At 53.1% G+C, this 18,101-nt stretch carries 15 protein-coding genes; 9 read left to right on the top strand and 6 right to left on the bottom strand.

All coding sequences use genetic code 11. The annotated features are described in order from the left end of the window. Positions 1-292: 292 nt before the first annotated feature. A complete protein-coding gene (locus BM477_RS05120) occupies positions 293-1,651 on the top strand; it encodes a PTS transporter subunit EIIC (RefSeq protein WP_075361586.1) in 1,359 nt (452 codons plus the stop codon). 99 nt (positions 1,652-1,750) lie between these two features. On the opposite strand, the gene BM477_RS05115 is transcribed toward BM477_RS05120, so the two are convergent. Then, entirely contained in the window at positions 1,751-3,757 is a 2,007-nt protein-coding gene (locus tag BM477_RS05115) for a M13 family metallopeptidase (RefSeq protein WP_245792875.1), read from the bottom strand. Positions 3,758-3,802: 45 nt separating this feature from the next. Between BM477_RS05115 and BM477_RS05110 the strand changes: the two genes are divergently transcribed. Next, positions 3,803-4,249, top strand: coding sequence for a ribose-5-phosphate isomerase (locus BM477_RS05110; protein WP_075361584.1), 447 nt, complete (start codon positions 3,803-3,805; stop codon positions 4,247-4,249). 68 nt (positions 4,250-4,317) lie between these two features. Here the strand turns inward: BM477_RS05110 and cysE are convergent, their stop codons facing one another. The 3 genes from cysE to BM477_RS05095 form a co-directional block, all read right to left on the bottom strand. Further along, positions 4,318-4,917: a serine O-acetyltransferase gene (gene cysE, locus BM477_RS05105; RefSeq protein WP_075361583.1), complete on the bottom strand. Its 600-nt coding sequence runs from the start codon at positions 4,915-4,917 to the stop codon at positions 4,318-4,320. Further along, entirely contained in the window at positions 4,917-5,852 is a 936-nt protein-coding gene (cysK, locus tag BM477_RS05100; RefSeq protein ID WP_075361582.1) for a cysteine synthase A, read from the bottom strand. Before cysK ends, cysE begins: the two co-directional genes overlap by 1 nt. Positions 5,853-6,132: 280 nt before the next feature. Next, entirely contained in the window at positions 6,133-6,765 is a 633-nt protein-coding gene (locus BM477_RS05095) for a YigZ family protein (protein ID WP_075361581.1), read from the bottom strand. Positions 6,766-6,971: 206 nt separating this feature from the next. On the opposite strand from BM477_RS05095, the gene rpmF reads away from it, so the two are divergent. The 7 genes from rpmF (at position 6,972) to BM477_RS05060 (ending at position 13,358) form a co-directional block, all read left to right on the top strand. Beyond that, complete coding sequence (gene rpmF, locus BM477_RS05090; protein WP_075361580.1) at positions 6,972-7,142, top strand: 50S ribosomal protein L32; 171 nt, start codon at positions 6,972-6,974, stop codon at positions 7,140-7,142. A gap of 148 nt (positions 7,143-7,290) precedes the next feature. After that, positions 7,291-8,592: an ROK family transcriptional regulator gene (locus BM477_RS05085; protein ID WP_084543734.1), complete on the top strand. Its 1,302-nt coding sequence runs from the start codon at positions 7,291-7,293 to the stop codon at positions 8,590-8,592. Positions 8,593-8,754: 162 nt separating this feature from the next. After that, the gene (gene tig, locus BM477_RS05080; protein ID WP_075361579.1) at positions 8,755-10,155 is read left to right on the top strand and encodes a trigger factor; all 1,401 of its coding nucleotides are present in this window, start codon (positions 8,755-8,757) and stop codon (positions 10,153-10,155) included. 246 nt (positions 10,156-10,401) lie between these two features. Beyond that, complete coding sequence (locus BM477_RS05075; RefSeq protein WP_075361578.1) at positions 10,402-11,001, top strand: ATP-dependent Clp protease proteolytic subunit; 600 nt, start codon at positions 10,402-10,404, stop codon at positions 10,999-11,001. Positions 11,002-11,035: 34 nt separating this feature from the next. Further along, positions 11,036-11,680, top strand: a complete 645-nt coding sequence (locus BM477_RS05070; RefSeq protein ID WP_075361577.1) for an ATP-dependent Clp protease proteolytic subunit — start codon at positions 11,036-11,038, stop codon at positions 11,678-11,680. A 100-nt stretch (positions 11,681-11,780) separates the two neighbouring features. Beyond that, positions 11,781-13,046, top strand: coding sequence for an ATP-dependent Clp protease ATP-binding subunit ClpX (clpX, locus tag BM477_RS05065; RefSeq protein ID WP_075361576.1), 1,266 nt, complete (start codon positions 11,781-11,783; stop codon positions 13,044-13,046). A gap of 6 nt (positions 13,047-13,052) precedes the next feature. Beyond that, a complete protein-coding gene (locus tag BM477_RS05060) occupies positions 13,053-13,358 on the top strand; it encodes a chorismate mutase (protein WP_075361575.1) in 306 nt (101 codons plus the stop codon). A 129-nt stretch (positions 13,359-13,487) separates the two neighbouring features. Here the strand turns inward: BM477_RS05060 and BM477_RS05055 are convergent, their stop codons facing one another. Then, positions 13,488-15,398 (bottom strand): AMP-dependent synthetase/ligase, encoded by a 1,911-nt coding sequence (locus BM477_RS05055; RefSeq protein WP_075361574.1) that lies wholly within the window; start codon positions 15,396-15,398, stop codon positions 13,488-13,490. Positions 15,399-15,404: 6 nt separating this feature from the next. After that, entirely contained in the window at positions 15,405-18,071 is a 2,667-nt protein-coding gene (gene valS / locus BM477_RS05050; RefSeq protein ID WP_075361573.1) for a valine--tRNA ligase, read from the bottom strand. Positions 18,072-18,101 lie beyond the last annotated feature (30 nt).

Here is an 18,101-nt window from a genome sequence, read left to right as displayed (position 1 = left end):
TACTACCGTGTAGTAGTACGACAATACTAAAAGTAGCAGATTCCATGTTCTGTTTCACCTATATTGAGCAATTTCGCGCACCGCTAGACGATGAATTGTCGCTGGGGGAAAATGAAACGAAAAAATAACGATAGCGATTTTATCTGCACAATTAGGTTGACATTTGCGCGTAAGTCGTCAAAACTGTAATCAATAGTCTGCGGTCAAGCTGTGGGCTGTTCGGATTCATAACATGAGCCCGAATTGGGATGGCGAAGTAGCCATCGCAACATTACTATTCAGGAGTTTAAGAATGGCTAAGAAGAATTCAAAGGCCTTTGCGCTGGCACAGCGCTTGGGTCGTTCTCTGATGCTACCAATCGCTACCCTTCCCGCCGCAGGTTTGCTTCTGCGTTTGGGACAGGCAGACGTGCTGGGTGCTGACGGTCTAGCAAAGTGGGGTGGCAGCCCCGTACAGTTCATCGCTGACATGTTTAACGCCGCTGGTGGTGCTGTCTTCGGTAACCTGCCGATGCTGTTCGCCGTCGGTGTTGCCGTCGGCTTCGCAAAGAAGTCTGATGGCTCTACCGGTGTGGCAGCCGTCTTCGGTTTCTTGGTTTACACCAAGGTCACTGAAGCTATGAGCTCTTACGTCTTCGAAGTGGTCGATGGAAAGCCTGCTGACACGGTTAACTTTGGTGTCTTGGGCGGTATCGTCGTTGGTATCCTAGCCGCTATGCTATGGCAGAAGTACTACCGCATTAAGCTGCCGGATTGGTTGGCCTTCTTCGGTGGTCGCCGCTTCGTTCCGATTATCACCTCGGTTTACACCCTGGTCCTCGGTGTGGCCATGTCCTTGCTGTACTGGCCTTTCGACTGGTTGATCAACAAGCAGCTCGGCGCGTGGTTGATGAGCGCAGGTTCACCTGATGCTTCCGCTGGCTCTCGCGCATTCGTGGGCTTTATCTACGGCATTATCAACCGCCTGCTGATTCCCTTCGGCCTGCACCACCTGTGGAACTCCATCCCGTGGTTCCAGCTCGGTAGCTGTGTCGATAAGGACGGGAAAGAACTGCACGGTGACCTCACCTGCTTCTTCTCCGGCACCCCTGAGACTTCAGCTTGGACCGGTAACTTCACCACCGGCTTCTTCCCGATCATGATGTTCGCTTTGCCGGCTGCTGCTCTGGCAATGGCTCACGTTGCTTACAACCAGAAGAAGGCTGCTACCAAGGCCCTCATGGTTTCGGTTGCTTTCACCGCTTTCTTGACCGGTGTTACCGAACCCCTCGAGTTCGCCTTCGCTTACGTCGCCTTCCCGCTGTACGCTGTTCACGCGGTCCTGACTGGTTCCGCTCTGGCTGTTACCAACGCCCTCGGCGCGAAGGACTCCTTCGCATTCTCCGCTGGCGCTATCGACTTCCTGCTGAACCTCGGCAAGTCCGCTGACAAGTCCGGTGGCTGGTTCAACGGCCCGATCTTGCTGATTATCATCGGCTTGGTCTACGCGGTCATCTACTACTTCGTATTCCGCTTCATGATTGTCAAGTTCGACTTCAAGACCCCCGGTCGCGAAGATGACGAAACTGACGCATTCGCTGCCGCACAGGAAACTGCTGCTGCTCGCACCGGTAAGGCTGCTGCCGAAGCCGCTGCTGCTGAAGCCAAGTAGGGGTGAATCTGAAACAGTCTAGAAACTGATTCAGTACCAATAACTAAAGTTGTGGCCCGGAAACCAAAAGTTTCCGGGCCACAACTCTATCTAGACTGATTACCAGATGGTCACTCGCTCAGCGGGGGCTAACCAGAGGCCATCCCCTGCTTTAACCTCGAATGCTGACATGAAAGCATCCAGATTGCGAACAATCCCGTTCGCACGGAACTCGTTAGGAGAGTGAGGATCAATCTGCAGCAACTGGATAGCGAACTCATTATGAGCTTTTGAACGCCAAATCCTAGCCCAAGAATAGAAAAATGCTTGAGCTGCTGGAATCCCATCAACCGCGGGGGCTTCCTCGACACTTGAGACACCTTGCTCCTGCAAAGCCAGCAGCCAGGCCTTCCAAGCAATACTCAAACCACCTAGGTCGCCAATATTCTCACCGATAGTTAAAGCCCCGTTCACGCGGTACTTCTCAGAGTCCCCCAGCTGGAGGGGAGAAAACTCATTGTACTGGGCAATTAGCTGCGCGGTTCGCTTCTCAAACTCAGCCCGGTCAGCTGCAGTCCACCAATCATTCATTGCGCCAGTACCATCGAACTTTGAGCCTTGGTCGTCGAAGCCATGACCAATCTCGTGGCCAATCACCGCTCCGATTCCCGCATAGTTGACTGCGTCGGGAGCATCAGCAGAGAAGAATGGAGGCTGCAAGATTGCGGCCGGGAAAACAATCTCATTCGCGACCGGATTGTAGTAGGCATTCACCGTTTGTGGCGTCATATGCCATTCATAGGTCAAAATCGGGCCACCAATCTTCCCCAGTTCTGTGGCAGCCTCAAAACGAGCAGTCTGACGATCAAGCGAAACCAAATCCGTCCCGCTCAGTTCCATGCTGGAATAGTCTTTCCACTGAGTTGGGTAGCCAATCTTAGGAACGAAAGCATCCAGTTTTTCCAAAGCCCGCAGTTTGGTTTCCTCCGTCATCCAATCCAGATTCTGAATCGATGAACGGTAAGCGGCAATCAGATTATCGACCAGCTTCTGCACCTGAGCTTTATTCTCTGCCGGGAAATGGCGATCGACGTAGATGCGACCGACGGCCTCACCCAAGGCATCTTCCACTAGGGAGACGCCGCGTTTCCAACGCGCCCGCAGTTCCTGGGTGCCCGTCAAGATTCGACCCCAGAAAGAGAAATTCTCCTCAACTACCTCAGCATTTACCTTCGAGGCGCCAGCTTGAGTGATCTTCCACAACAACCACAACTGCCAGGTATGAACATCGGTTTCCTGCCACAGACGCGCTGCGCCTTCAGCAAAAGAAGGCTGCGAAATAATCAGGTTAGCGAAACTATCAGCCGCCGGAGCCATCCCCTCAAGCCATGCGTTCCACTGGAATTCAGGGGCCAAAGCCTGCAACTGCTCCCAAGTCATCGGATTGTTAGTCTTATCGGCATCCCGAGACTCCACCCGATCCCAATGTAACTTTGCCAGCTCAGTTTCCAGCTTCATTAAGGTCACTGCAGCCTCAGCAGCTTCAACCGCTGGCACGGCGGTAGCCAAGGTCAGCAGGCGCTCCATGTGTGCAACATAGGCTTCGCGCAACTCAGCATAGTTATCTTCCAGATAGTACGAGCGATCCGGCAAGCTAATGCCGCCTTGCCCCCATGCCACCACATAACGGGAAGGATCATTTGGGTCAATCGTGACATAGATAGAGAAAAGACCAGAAGTACCCTGAGCCATCTCATCGCCCATGAGCCGTGCCAAAGCTTCATGGCTGTTGGCCGAGCGGACTCTTTCAAACCAAGGAACCAACGGCCCTACGCCCTCGGCCTCAACCTTCGCCTCATCCATGAAAGCGTTGTAAAGGTGCGCAATCCGCTGCGCGTCAGGACCTGTAATCTTACCGTCAGCGCAATCTTCAATAATCTCCCTAGTGGCCTCTTCGGCGTTGTCGCGCAGCTCCAGGAAAGACCCATGCCAAGGACGGTCAGAAGGAATCGTGAAGCTGTTAATCCAGCCGCCATTGACGGCGCGGTACAGATCATCTTGTGGTCGGACAGTTTCATCACGCCCATCTAAGAGGGGTGAATTGGGATTAATCATATGTGTACTCATGTATTGATATTACATTGGCGAAGAAAATGGGGCACAATCGTAGATATGAGAATTCATTTAGGCACAGATCATGCAGGTTTCGAACTAAAAAACACCATTAAGGAACACCTCCAGGCCGACGGCCATGAAGTAGTGGACCATGGTGCGTTGGAATACGATCCGCTAGACGACTATCCCGCCTACTGCATCGCTGCTGCGGAAGCTACCGTGGCAGACCCGGGTAGCCTCGGCATTGTGATTGGCGGATCCGGTAACGGCGAGCAGATCGCTGCGAATAAGGTTGCTGGTGCGCGTTGCGCCTTGGCCTGGTCCGTGGAGACTGCGCAGCTGGGACGCGAACATAATAATGCCAACCTGATGGGGATTGGCGGGCGGATGCACTCTGAGGCGGAAGCCTTGGAAATTGTGGACGCTTTCGTGGGTACCCCCTTCAGCAATGATGAGCGTCACATCCGTCGCATCAATCAGCTTTCCGATTACGAAGCTAAGTAACCATTCGATTTCACGCATAAATCAGCCCCGGAGACTAGTTAGCTTCCGGGGCTGATTTCTTTGCTGAATCAGATATACAAGGTGGGATCGTCCACGAAAGCGACCTTCTGTGCATCCGATTTAAGTTTCACGATTCGGGCCGGCACTCCAACTACGGCAGCGCCTTCCGGGACTTCCTTAACCACTACGGCATTAGCTCCCACTTTGGCGTCATCCCCAATGCGGATGGGCCCCAGCACTTTGGCTCCCGCACCAATTAGGACGCGGTTTCCCACGGTTGGGTGACGCTTGCCTTTGCTCATGGAGACACCGCCGAGGGTGACGCCGTGGAAAATCACGCAGTCCTCACCGACAACAGCGGTTTCACCAATCACCACGCCGGTAGCGTGATCGATAAAGAGCCTGCGTCCCAGTTCGGCTGCCGGATGGATGTCCACCAGTGTTATGGTTCGCGTGACGTGTGAAACCATCCGGGCCAAAAGCCTCGCCCCCATATAGGCGAAGGGGCTGAACCAGAGTGCGTGTGCTAAGCGATGCCCCCAGAGAGCATGCACCCCAGGGTAGGTGAGTGCCACCTCCAGCCGGGAGCGGGCTGCGGGATCTCGGGCGATAGCCGTGTCGAGATCTTCTCGCAAAATAGTGGTCAGGGGAGTCGCGGAGTTATGCATTAGTCACGTAGGCCTTCAAAAAGTGCAGTTGAGAGGTATCGTTCACCGGTATCGGGTAGCAATACTACAATGTTTTTCCCGCTGTTTTCAGGGCGGCGGGCAATCTCGTCGGCTGCCTTCAGGGCCGCGCCGGCGGAGATGCCGACCAAAAGACCTTCTTCACGGGCTGCCCGGCGAGCGTATTCGAAGGCATCTTCATCAGCGACCGCGATGACCTCGTCGAGGATGTCACGGTTAAGGTTCTCCGGTACGAAGTTAGCTCCGATGCCCTGAATCTTATGCGGTCCGGCTTTCTCTTCGGTTAGTAGAGGAGAAGAGGCCGGCTCTACGCCGACAACCTTCACTTCAGGTTTGAGTTCCTTCAGACGTTCTCCCACGCCGCTGACGGTTCCGCCGGTTCCAATACCCGCCACGAAGATGTCCACTGCACCGTCAGTGTCTTCCCAGATTTCGACGGCGGTGGTGGCACGGTGAATAGCGGGGTTAGCAGGGTTAGCGAACTGTTTAGCCAAGACAGCATTATCCCGTTCGGCAACCAACTGGTCGGCCGCCTCGACAGCTCCGCGCATACCATCCTTCGGGTCAGTGGAGATGATCTCCGCCCCAAACATGCGCATCAGGGCGCGGCGTTCAGCTGACATTGACGACGGCATTGCAATCACCACATGGTATCCGCGGGAAGCTCCCACCATGGCAAGGGCTACACCAGTGTTACCACTGGTCGCTTCTACGATAGTTCCGCCTGGCTTGAGACTACCGGACTCCTCCGCCGCATCAATGATGGCGGCAGCAATCCTGTCTTTAACTGCGGAACCAGGGTTGAATGATTCAACTTTGGCGATCACTCTTGCAGGGCTTCCCGCAGTGATTCGATTGATGGTAACTAGGGGAGTGTGTCCGATTAGTTCTGAAACGTTATTAGCAATAGCAGACATTGTTTATCTAGTCTCTTTCTTAATGAATGAAGTTAGGGATATAGAGGAATTCCCAGAATTTGGCGTGAGAAATCAGAATAAGAAGACAGGCGTACAGCACTGGTTCTGGGAGAACTGGGTACGCTGCCCTAGAGACATAGACACGGACGGAGACGAAACATGGGATTCATGATTTCCTCCTTCGTGTATGACCGCATTAGACGATCTCGGTGATGTTGCTCTTTCAATATAGAGTGATGGTTTTGTTATGACAAGCCGACCAATACGGTTGTGAGCTCCTTTACATTGGCACTTCTCGAGTGAAAGTTCCTTGAAATTCTGGGCTTCGTGCGCCTTTAGTGAGGCTAGCGCAGATAGTAAATAGCTGTTCGTGTTCGTCAGGAGCGCAAGCCAGCTCTATGGTTGCTTCTTTGCCATAGGTCGTTTGTGTTACTTCCCAGCCGGCCGACCTCAAGCCTGCTTCAACTTTTCCTGCGTCGGTATGGGGAACGGTCAGATGATAGAGATGACCGGTACTTAAGGCAAGGCGCGGAATGGTGTCGATTGCTTTGCTAACGGAATGTGAGTAAGCGTGCACTAGGCCGCCTGCGCCGAGCAGGGTGCCCCCGAAGTATCGGGTCGCAACGGCAGTTATTCGGGTGAGGTTTTCTCCTTTTAGTACGTCCAGCATCGGGATTCCGGCAGTCCCAGAAGGCTCCCCGTCGTCGGAAGAGCGGAGGATGTCGTTTGCGTCTTCTTGTGGAACAATATACGCGGAGCAATGATGTCGAGCATCAGGAAACTCTGCGCGAATCTCAGCGATGAAATCACGCGCCTGCTGCTCGCTATCGGTGCGAGCAATACTGGTGATGAAACGGGATCTTTTTATCGCGATTTCACTGCGGGAGCGGTGGTTTCTGGGGATTGTGTTCATGTCGATATTCTCGCATATCGGTAGCTTTGTAAAGGTAACTCAAGGATGAGTTGGGCTGTTAGAAAAAACGTGGTAGGCTAGCACGGTTGCCGTCGGGCGATAGATATCACATAGCTTCAAGGTGCTTTACCTTGGATTTTAAGGCTAAAATGTCTTCGTTGACGGAAACAGTTCGTCTGTAATTTATGGAAGGAGCGGCAGAGCTCATGGCAGTTCCCAAGCGCAAGATGTCTCGCAGCAACACCCGTTCTCGCCGGTCCCAGTGGAACTACCAGCCGACTGCGCTGGTAAAGGTTCGCATCGGTGGCCGCGAGGTAGCGATCCCGCGTCGCCTGGCTAAGGCTTACACAACCGGCCTGGTTGACATCGAAGACTGAAATTAAGCTTCGCAGTATCCCCCATCAGCATCCTGATGGGGGATATTTTTTGAATCTACTATTTCAGCTTTAAAACCAGATATTCTCCATCATGTCCTGCTACATTTAAGTTGAATGCCTTATTGTATTATCGATTTATGAGGTGAATATGCCCGTAGAGTCTCATTCGCAAGTGGTGACTGAATCCTTTTCGAAGGAGAGGTCAGCACTCCCGACATTCGCGACCAAGTCGGGGTTTACCCCACATGATTTACGTGATCATAACCTAGCACTGGTATTGCGTTATATTCTGCTCGGTCAGGGAAAGTGGTCACGTGCGGATGTCGCTGCGCATACTGGGATTACTCGAGCTACGGTCTCACGGCTGGTAGATGAGCTGATTCACGCCGGGTTGGTTAATGAACGTGAGCCCTATGTTTCATCCCGGAGAGGGCGTCCCGCAACTCGATTGGTTCCAGCTGCATATACGCATTACGCGATTGGGATTGAAGTTAATCCCTACTGTCTTGTCGGTTATGCGGTTGATCTCACCGGGGAGATTCTGGCCCGAGATTACGTGTACCAAAATAGCATTGTAAAATCCCCAGCAGAAATTATGCGTTGCCTCTCCCGCATGGCGCACGGTCTGAAAACTCAGGTAGAAGCTAGGGAAAGTCGATTCATTGGCCTAGGTATTTCTGTTCCAGGGGTGTTGATTGAGGATTCTAAAGTCACCTCAATCATTTTGGGTTGGGACGAGGTTGACTATGAAAAGATACTGAAAGAAGTACACGATTTAGGGCCGGTGCTGGCTGGTAATGATGGTGCTATGGCCGCATACGCACTGGCTTACCCTTTCCCAGGTGTCCCTGCTGGGCCAGAGTCCCTAATTTACTTCTCAGGAAATGAAGGAATCAGCGGTGGGATTGTGATTGACCATGAGATTTTCGATGGCCAACACGGGCGGGCAAGCGAGCTTGGTCATCTCTGTGGGGCCCTTGAGGGCCCCACCTGCAAATGTGGCTCAATTGGCTGTTTGGAATCCCGGCTAGGAATGGATGCCTTGTTGTCCGAGGCTCAGCTGCCTCCCGACAGTCAATTGAAGGAGATTCTTTCCAGTGCTGCCACTGGCTCAGAACCAGCCAAACAGACACTGGAACATGCAGGGCGGATACTTGGAGTCTTCTTGGCTGGGATCGCCAATATGATGGATATTTCTGATACGGTGATTGCTGGCCATTTGACGGAGATTTGGGAGGGAATTGCTCCATTCGTGCATCAGGAGCTGGTACAACGTTTGTTATATATTAAGCCTGCTGAGTTCAAGATTGAAATCAGTGAAGATACTCATGGGATGGCTGCTCGTGGAATCGCTCATCGGGTTTTACGTGAGTTGATTTCGAATCCGGCTCGTTGGATTGATGATCCAGAATTATCTTTCGAGGCTGTAGTCGAATGGATTTACTCTTAGCGGATGCGCTTAATTGAGCTCGGTAATCGCAACCTGCTGATGCGCTGTGTGTGAACGCACGATGGTTTGAGTGTAAACCTGTTCGCATGTGGCGTACTATAGGCAAGTATCAAAATTTAGTTTGGCGTATTGCGCCCTGAGCCGAAGAAAATTGGAGCTTTTGTGAAGAGCACTGTTGAAACCCTGGAACCGACAAAGGTTAAGCTGACTGTTGAGGTTCCAGCTGAAGAACTAGACCAGCCGATGAAGGCCGCCTACAAAGACATTGCAAGCCAGGTCAATATTCCTGGTTTCCGTCGGGGTAAAGTGCCTGCACGCATTATCGACCAGCGGATTGGCCGTATTCAGGTGATTGAGCACGCCATCAATAACTCTCTCGGCGATTTCTACCGTCAGGCCCTAGTCGAGCACCAGATTAAGCCCTTGGCTCAGCCGGAGATTTCCGTCGAAGGGATTCCCGCCGCTACCGGTAAGTTCACCGGCAAACTGGAGTTTACCGCTGAGGTAATCTGCGTTCCAGAATTTGAGCTTCCTGAGCTTTCTCAGCTGGAGATTGAGGTAGCTCCCGTGGAAGTCACCGATGAGGACCTCGTCACTGAACAGAACGAACTTCGCGGCCGCTTCGGCACTTTGAAGACCGTTGATCGCGCGGTGGAAAATGGTGACTTCGTCTCCATTGACCTAGTTGCTCGCTTGGGGGACGAAGAAATTGACTCCATGGCAGGCGTTTCATACGAGCTTGGCTCTGGCACCATGATTGATGGCATTGATGAGGCGCTTCTGGGCTTGCAGGTCGACGAGGATGCTACCTTCAGTGCGGTTCTCCCCGGAGGAGAGCACGCTGGATCCGAGGGCGAAATCAATGTTACCGTCCGCTCCATTAAGATTCGTGAGCTTCCTGCACTGGATGAAGACTTCGTACAGATGGCTTCCGAGTTCGACACTGTGGAAGAACTCAACGAAGATCTGAAGAAGCAGGTAAGTGATCGTAAGCGCGCCGAACAGGCAGTAGCCGCTCGTGGCAAGCTGGTAGAAAAGCTCATTGAGCTCACCGAGATTCCATTGCCTGAATCCTTGATCGAGGAAGAAATGGCGACTCGCGGTGAAGGCCTGGATGAAGAACAGGCTAAGGAACTGCGGACAGACCTCGAAAAGTCTATGCGCGGTGAGCTTTTGATGGAACGCCTTGTTGAGGAAACCGAAGTTGAGGTAAGCCAGCAGGATCTGCTGGAATTCATCTTCTCTGCCTCCCAGCAGTACGGCATTGAGCCCACTCAGCTACTGGGTGACCAAGAGCAGATTGCTGCTATGCATGGCGAACTAGCTCGCACTAAGGCGGTAGCTAAGGCACTCGCCTCCGTGAAGGTGGTCGACGCTGACGGCAACGCCGTAGATATGTCAGAGTTCGTTGATTCCGCTGACGATGCCGATGAAGAGCCGAAAGCTGAGAAGAAGCCGGTGAAGAAGGCTGCTGCTAAGAAGGCTGCTAAGTCTGAAGATGGTGAGAAGAAGCCGGTGAAGAAGGCTGCCGCTAAGAAAACCACTAAGAAGGAAGAAGCCTAAGCGCTAACTCCTTTCTTAAGCCGTGATGGACAATCGATACTATCGGTTGTCCATCACGCAATTTAGACTCAAAACACGGATAATCTGGGCGTGAAATAGGGTTCTCCTGCGCCAATGGCGAAAAGACCGAGTCAGTGCGAGCATAACCCGTGCGAGCGCGTTAGTTTAGAGTTCTGAACAGTGGTGTACCGATATCGGATATGCCCTCCCACCAACTAAGGAGTTTTCGTGGATCACCAAATAACGATGGGCGAAGGTAGCCCTGCGCATGATTTGTCTATCGGTCAGCATGTGTACTCCCGACTTATGAAAGAGCGCATTATCTGGCTAGGCGATGCGGTGCGTGATGAAAACGCGAATCTAATTTGTGCCCAGATGATGCTCTTAGCTGCTGAGGATCCAGAAAAAGACATTTACCTGTACATCAACAGCCCGGGAGGCTCCGTGACTGCAGGAATGGCTATCTATGACACCATGCAGTTCATTAAGCCGGATGTGGCCACGGTAGCGATGGGTATGGCCGCCTCGATGGGGCAGCACCTGCTGACTTCTGGCGCACCAGGTAAGCGCTATGCCACCCCGAATACTAGGATTTTGATGCATCAGCCTTCCGGCGGTGCCGGTGGTACCGCATCTGATATACGAATTAATGCAGACCTAATCATCCAGATGAAGCGTCGTCTGGCAGAAATTACCGCCGAGCGTACCGGCAAGTCGGTTGAGCAAATTATTGCTGATAGTGACCGCGACCGCTGGTTTACCGCTGAGGAAGCCCTAGAGTACGGCTTTATTGATCACGTAGTTTCAAATGCGCAGTCCGTATCTGGCGGCGGCGGCGTCTCCTGAGACGTCTGGTTAGTGTGAAGTGAAAAGGAAAACAATGACTATTACATCCCCTCAAAGTCGTACTCAACTAGACATGCAGGCACGTTACGTCCTCCCGCAGTTCGAAGAACGCACCGCCTACGGCATTAAGCGCCAAGACCCCTATGCGAAGCTCTTCGAAGACCGGATTGTCTTCTTGGGCGTGCAGGTCGACGACGCCTCCGCCGATGACGTTATGGCGCAGCTCTTAGTTCTGGAATCCCAGGACCCAGACGCCATGATTACCATGTACATTAACAGCCCTGGCGGCTCTTTTACTGCTCTTACAGCCATCTATGACACGATGCAGTATATTCGTCCAGAGATCCAAACTGTCTGCTTGGGTCAGGCTGCTTCAGCGGCAGCAGTGCTCCTCGCTGCTGGTTCGCCGGGTAAGCGCTTGGCTTTGCCTAACGCGCGTATGCTGATTCATCAGCCGGCCATGGAAGGTATGCAAGGACAGGCCTCGGATATTGAAATTGTCGCAGACGAGATGGATCGTATGCGTGCATGGCTGGAAGATACTTTGGCCTTCCATTCGAAGCGGCCAGTGGAGCAGGTTCGTCGGGACATTGATCGCGACAAGATTCTTACCGCGCAGCAGGCTCTCGAATACGGTCTGATTGACCAAGTGCTGGAGTCCCGTAAGGTGGCACAATAGCAGTAGTTCCAGTGTTTCGTGTGGACCAACCGCGATTGGCCGCGTAGTCTAGAAGCGCAGGACAAGCACGCTTTGGTGCTTATCAACGTCAGGAGACTCGATGACACGGTTTACCGAAACGTCTGAGCTGTTAAAGTGCTCATTCTGTGGCAAAACCCAGAAGCAGGTCCGTAAGCTGATTGGTGGACCGGGCGTTTACATCTGTAACGAATGCGTTGAGCTTTGCAATGAGATCATTGCGGAAGAATCCTCAAACTCTGAAGCACCTGTCAATTTACGTGAGCTACCTAAGCCGAAGGAAATCTATAGTTTCCTAGATAACTACGTGATTGGCCAATCGCGGGCCAAGAAAGCGCTCGCCATCGCGGTCTACAACCACTACAAGCGTGTCGGTGCCGCCGATCTGGGCAAAGATACCGATATGGAGCTAACCAAGTCCAATATTTTGATGCTTGGTCCTACGGGTGTGGGCAAGACCCATCTGGCACGAACCTTAGCTAGACATATGGAGGTCCCCTTCGTTATTGTTGATGCTACTGCTTTGACAGAAGCCGGATACGTGGGCGAGGATGTTGAAAATATCCTGCTTAAACTGATTCAAGCTGCTGATGGTGACGTCAAGAAAGCTGAACGCGGAATCATCTACATTGATGAAATCGATAAGATTGCCCGAAAAGCTGAGAACGCATCGATTACCCGTGATGTCTCTGGTGAAGGTGTTCAACAGGCCCTGTTGAAGATTATTGAAGGCACCACTGCGTCGGTGCCGCCGCAGCCAGGGCGTAAACACCCGCACCAAGAGTTCATTGAGATTAATACTGCCGGGATTCTTTTCATTGCTGCCGGTGCTTTTGCTGGTATTGACGCAATCGTTAAGGCGCGCCTAGGGCAGCGTTCCACAGGTTTCGGCTCCGATTTGAAATCTACCGCTGAGCACGGTGATCTGTTCTCTCAAGTAACCACCGAAGACCTTCACAAGTTCGGAATGATTCCTGAGTTTATTGGGCGCCTTCCCGTGGTTGCCACGGTTGAGGCTCTCTCCGAGGAGGACCTTGCAAAGGTCCTGACAGAGCCGAAGAACGCTCTGGTCAGGCAGTATCAGCACCTCTTTGCCCTCGATGGGGTCGAGTTGAAGTTTACTGACGAAGCCATTTTGGCTCTTGCCCGCAAGGCTACAGAGCAAAAGACCGGGGCGCGGGCACTCTCTTCCGTATTGGAGGAGACCCTCTCAGAAACCATGTTTGAACTACCTTCGCTCAACCATATCGGCCAGGTAATCATCACCAAAGAGGTAGTCACTCAAGGCGCAGATCCGGAGCTGATTCCTCTGTCAGAGCTTCCGGTTGCAGCCAAAAAGAGTGCGTGAGTTCCAGTGAATACTCCAGCGGATGAACAGTCCACTCCGGAAGAGCTAACTACTGCCCGTCAGACCATCGATAACCTAGATGCGGTTTTAGTGCACACCCTAGCTGAAAGATTTCGGTGCACTCAGCAGGTGGGCAGAATCAAAGCAGAATACAACCTGCCACCCTCAGATCCAGCCCGTGAAGAAAGACAGATTGCTCGTCTGCGCGGACTCGCTGATGAAGCTGGCCTAGATCCCGAATTTGCGGAAAAGTTCCTTGCCTTCATCATTGCTGAAGTAATCCGCCACCATCTTGAGATTCGCGGACAGTAGCTAAATTGCTGTCTCCCAGTTAACCAAAACTGGTTTTGAAAAGGAGCCAGTGCCCACTCTCTACCAATAAGTTTGCCGCCACCTCAACATCCTGAGACGACGGCAAGATGGAAGACAAATAGCTGCTAACTAGTGACCGCGAGTAACGGGCCCTCCATAGAGATCATCAATCTCCTGTTTGAAGGTGGCTAGGACGCGCTCACGCTTCACTTTCAAAGAAGGGGTAAGTAAACCGTTGTCCTCAGTGAAATCAGTAGTCAGAACTCGAATCTTACGAATCGACTCAGCCCTTGAGACTTGAGTGTTGGCGCGCGCCACAGCTCGATCCAAAGCGGCTAGCACATCAGGGTGACGTGCCGCCCGGCCCGGATCTAAGTTGGGGAGGTTGTGGTTGCGCAACCAGCCTGGCAACATTTCCGCGTCCAATGTAATCAGCGCAGCAATGAATGGACGCTTATCGCCCACCACCACTACTTGGCTGATCAGAGGATGACCGCGAAGTGCGTCCTCAAGTGGTGCAGGGGAGACGTTCTTCCCGCCAGCGGTAACAATGATTTCCTTGGCCCGCCCAGTAATTCGGACATAGCCATCGAAGTCAACACTACCGATATCGCCGGTGCGGAACCAGCCATCCTCAGTGAAAGCCTCTGCTGTAGCTTCAGGATTATTATGATAGCGCTTAGTGACAGACGGTCCAGAAATCTGAATCTCGCCCTCGTCACTAATACGGAAACCGAGAGTGGAAATCGGCGGGCCAATCGTACCAATCTTAGAAAGCCTGACAGTGTTAACGGAAGCGATAAGGCACTCGGTCAGGCCGTATCCTTCCAAAATGGTGAAGCCGACGCCACGATAGAAATGGCCCAGTCTAAAGCCCAAGGGGCCGCCACCGGAAACCACGTACTTGACGTTTCCCCCAACCAAGTCACGTAAAGTGGAGAAAACTAGACGATCAGCTAACAGACGCTTAGCCTTCAACTGCTTGGAAGGACCTTCCTCCGTGTCAATAGCCTGAGAATACTCGATAGCTACTTTGGCAGCCCAGCGGAAAATCTTCTGCTTAGAACCCTGACCGGCTTTCTGGTCCGCAGAGTTATAGATTTTCTCCAGGACACGCGGAACCACCAGCAAATATGTCGGTTTGAACGAAGCTAAATCATCCAGCAGGTTCTTGACGTTTGGAGTATGCGCCAAAACGCCGCCACCGCTGATCTGGAAGATAGTCAAGAAGCGGGCATAAACGTGAGCGAGAGGAAGGAAGATTAACAGTCGTGAATCTTTCGTCTTCGCGATTTCTGGCATCCACTCGTGACCATTGAGAGCGAGGACTGAGAAGTTCCCATGCGTTAGTTCAGCGCCCTTAGGACGGCCCGTTGTGCCAGAAGTATAAATGACGGTAGCTAATGTGTCGCCAGTCAGAGCTGAGGTGCGCTCCTCAATAACTGCTTCTGCAACCTTCAGGCCGGCTTCCTTAATTCGCACAATCGCGGAGTCCTCAAGGCAATAAATATGCCTTAACGTCCCCTCCGGTACGGAAGCTTTCACGAGGCGGCGCATAGTGGAGTTCTCAGTGATTACCAGCTTCACCTCAGTGTTCTCCACAATGTACTTAATCTGTTCCGCGGAGGAGGTCTCATAAATCGGGACAACTACCAGACCGGCAGCCCATGAAGCGAAATCCAGCAAGGTCCACTCATAAGAGGTGTGCGCCATGATAGCGATGCTCTCACCTGCCTGCATGCCCAGACCGACAAGACCGCGGGCCGTGGACATGACATCTTGTGCGAACTCCTTAGCGGAAATCTTTCTCCAACCGCGACCGATTGAGTTCTTAACCTCAATCAAGGTGCCATCAGGATCCCTCTCCACACGCTGCGCAAGGAGAGTAGGAATGGTAGCGGTTCCATCGGTCTTCACCATGACGGGACCATGCCATTCAACTACCTCAGTGCCTGGGGTAGCGTTCGATGCTTCACCATCTGTGCTAAGCGCATCCTCTGGTTCAGCAATCGGGTCGTCGGTCTCATTGAGTTTGAACATAGGGCTTCACTTTCGTCGGACCGGGGGTTCTCCCAGTTCGCTGGATACTGTTACCACAGACTCAACCTCAGTCTCAGTGACGGTCAGCTCTCCGGTAACTACGGCCGACTTTTCCAAGTCGTCACGTACGGTCTCCACCTTATCAGCGAAACCGGTGGGCACTTCAAGGTTTGCAGCCAGAATCGGGGTCTTCGGGGAGACCTTGGCTTCGGACTTGATCTTACGCAGAGCGCTCAAAGTCTGGCTGGCGACTTCCAGCAGGTGCTCATCTCCCTCGACTTGAGAGAACTCAGCGACGGTAGGCCACTGTGCTAAATGCACGGAGCCCTCACGGTACCAAGACCAGACTTCCTCGGCGGAGTAGGGGAGGAAAGGAGCCAACAAACGGACCACGGCGTTAACCACAAGGTTCAAGGTGGCGCGGGCGGAATCAACCGCGCCCTGCGGACGGGAACCGTCACGGTTGTAGGCGCGCTCCTTAACTAGCTCCAAATAATCATCGGTAAAGTGCCAGAAGAAGGTTTCAGTGACTTCGAGGGCGCGAGTGTGATCGAACTTCTCGAAAGCATCAGTGGCTTGCGTAATCACCCCACGCAAACGGCACAGCATGGCACGGTCAACCGCCTCGGTCACCGATGCAGTGTCGAGGAGGAGATCCCCCTCACCCGCCATTGTTAAAGCGAACTTGGAAGCATTCAACAGCTTAATAGCGAGGCGACGGCCAATCTTCATCTGCGACTCATCGAAAGCAGCATCGGTGCCGAGACGGGCGGAAGCAGCCCAGTAGCGAACCGCGTCAGAGCCATGCTTTTCTAACAGACCCATCGGGGTTACAACATTTCCCTTAGACTTCGACATCTTCTTCCGGTCGGGGTCCAAAATCCAGCCAGAAATAGCGGCATGAGACCACGGCAAGCCGCCGAACTCAAGATGCGCACGCACGGCGGTGGAGAACAGCCAGGTACGAATAATATCCTGACCCTGCGGCCGAATCGACATTGGGTAAAGCTTGTTGAACATTTCATCATCATGCAACCAGCCGGCAGCAATCTGCGGGGTCAAAGAAGAAGTCGCCCAAGTGTCCATAATGTCAACTTCCGGAGCAAAACCGCCCGGCTGGTTCCGCTGCTCTTCAGTGAATCCGGGAGGGCAATCAACGGTCGGGTCAATCGGCAGCATATCCTCAGTCGGGACCAAGACGTCCTCGTAGTTCACCTCACCCGAATCGCTGATGCGGTACCAGACCGGCAGTGCCACGCCGAAGAAACGCTGGCGGCTCACCAGCCAGTCGGTGTTCAGACCACGAACCCAGTTCTCATAACGAACACGCATGAAATCAGGGTGGAACTCCAAATCCTTACCACGACCAATTAGTTCTTCACGCAAATCAGTGGAGGAACCATTGCGGGTAAACTCTCGGCCCCCATTGCGGATATACCACTGGCGGGAGGTGACAATCTCGAGGGGCTTATCGCCCTTCTCGAAGAAGTTAGTCATCCGCTGCGTAGGCTTCGGGTCGCCGTGCATTTCACCGGTTTCCTGAAGCTTTTCCACGATGGCTTTACGGGCAGAGAAGGCGGTCTTGCCGGCGCATTCGGCGTAGAGGGTGCGGCCATCCTCGGACTCAATCCAATCCGGGGTGTCGTTAACTAGGCGGCCATCTTTACGTAGCACAGAACGCATCGGCAAAGCCAGCTCACGCCACCACTGCACGTCAGTCAAGTCACCGAAAGTACAGCACATGGCGATACCTGCGCCCTTGTCGATTTCCGCTGCAGGGTGAGCCAAGACTGGAACCTCAACGCCGAAACCGGGGGAGGTGACCGTGGTGTTGAATAGATGCTGGTAGCGCTCATCATCAGGGTGCGCGATCAAAGCTACACACGCCGGCAACAGTTCAGGGCGGGTAGTTTCAATCACTACGTCTTCGCCTTCCGGAGTGTGGAAAGCCAAAGCATGGTAGTGGCCCGGATATTCGCGCGCCTCCAGCTCAGCCTGCGCAACCGCCGTCTGGAAAGTGACATCCCACAATCCCGGAGCGGCTGCCTGATAGGCTTCGCCGCGAGCTAGGTTACGTAAGAAAGCGGCCTGAGCAATCTTCTGTGCGCGCTGGCCAATGGTCTGATAGGTGTGTGACCAGTCCACGGACAAACCTAAATGTCGCCACAGGGCTTCGAACTGCTGCTCATCCTCGGCGGTCAAACGCTGACAGAGCTCAATGAAGTTCTTACGTGAAATCGGCTTCTGGTCGGCTGCCTTAATGGACTTGCCTTCACCACCGACATGGGGAGGCTCAAAATCAGGCTCATAGGGGAGCGAAGGATCACAGCGTACGCCGTAGTAGTTTTGGACGCGGCGCTCAGTCGGCAAACCATTGTCGTCCCAACCCATCGGGTAGAACACAGATTTGCCGTTCATTCGCTGGAAACGGGCCAAAACGTCAGTATGAGTGTAAGAGAATACGTGACCTACGTGGAGTGAACCAGAAACAGTCGGCGGCGGAGTGTCAATCGAGAAGATTTCGGTCTTTTCTGCGTCCCGTTCAAAGCTGTAAGTGCCCTGCTCAGTCCAATACTCACCCCATTTTGCCTCTAAACCGTCAGTGGATACCCGGTCGGGGGCATTTGCGGTGACGGAAGAGCTAGGCAATGGTTGGATACGCTCAGTTGGCATGTTCTAAAACTCCCCAAAGGTAGTCATCAT

The sequence above is a fragment of the Boudabousia marimammalium genome, assembly GCF_001936115.1.
Classification (GTDB): domain Bacteria; phylum Actinomycetota; class Actinomycetes; order Actinomycetales; family Actinomycetaceae; genus Boudabousia; species Boudabousia marimammalium.
Note: the sequence above shows the minus strand (reverse complement) of the source record. Positions and strands in the feature narration are given on the sequence as shown.